The sequence below is a fragment of the Pseudomonas sp. USTB-Z genome (assembly GCF_019691255.1).
In the GTDB taxonomy this organism is placed as follows: domain Bacteria; phylum Pseudomonadota; class Gammaproteobacteria; order Pseudomonadales; family Pseudomonadaceae; genus Aquipseudomonas; species Aquipseudomonas alloputida.
Genome location: NZ_JAECZP010000065.1, coordinates 1 through 790, shown reverse-complemented (window position 1 = coordinate 790; position 790 = coordinate 1). Strand labels below are relative to the sequence as shown.

At 64.2% G+C, this 790-nt stretch carries 1 protein-coding gene; it reads left to right on the top strand.

What is annotated here, in order from left to right; translation table 11 throughout:
- Positions 1–790 (top strand): Ig-like domain-containing protein (locus I8746_RS26855; protein WP_259674214.1); only part of this gene is annotated, 790 nt, incomplete at both ends.

The window sequence follows — 790 nt, the reverse complement described above, 5'->3', positions numbered from 1 at the left end:
CCTGGACCCTGCCGTCAACGACGGCAGCACCTTGCAAGTCACCCTCACCGACGCCGCCGGCAACGTATCCCAACCGGGCTCGGTCACCTCGGCTGACTTGGTGCCGCCCGCGCAACCGACTGACCTAGCCTTGGCCGATGGCGTCACCTTCACCGGTCGCGGTGAGCCTGGTGCTACCGTGCAGGTGCGCGATGCTGCCGGCAACCTGATTGGCACTGGCTTGGTCAACGAAGACGGCACCTTCAGCGTCACGCTGCTACCCGCCCAGGCCAATGGTGAAGCCCTGGACATTCGCGTGGTGGATGCCGCCGGCAACGCCTCGGCGCCACTGCAATTCGATGCGCCGGACATCACACCGCCTGAGGCAGTAACCAATATTTCAGTTGGTGCTGACGGCCTGGCCCTGAGCGGTCGCGGCGAACCAGGTGCCACTGTGGAAGTGCGTGATGCCAATGGCACTGTGATCGGCACAGGTGTGGTCGGTGCCAACGGCACCTTCCTGATCGACCTCGCCCCAGCCGCACAGCCGGGCGAGCAGTTGAGCCTGGTGCAGACCGACCCAAGCGGCAATGCTTCGGTGGCTACCGAGTACGACGTACCATTGACCACCGCGCCCGACAGCCCGAGCAATCTGGCCATCGATGCTGATGGCACCACCCTCACCGGTACCGCACCTGCTGGCACCCGTGTGGAAGTGCATGACGCCAACGGCACGCTGATTGGCAGTGCCATTGCCAACACCGATGGCAGCTTCAGCATCGAACTGAATCCCGCACAAGCCAATGGCGAA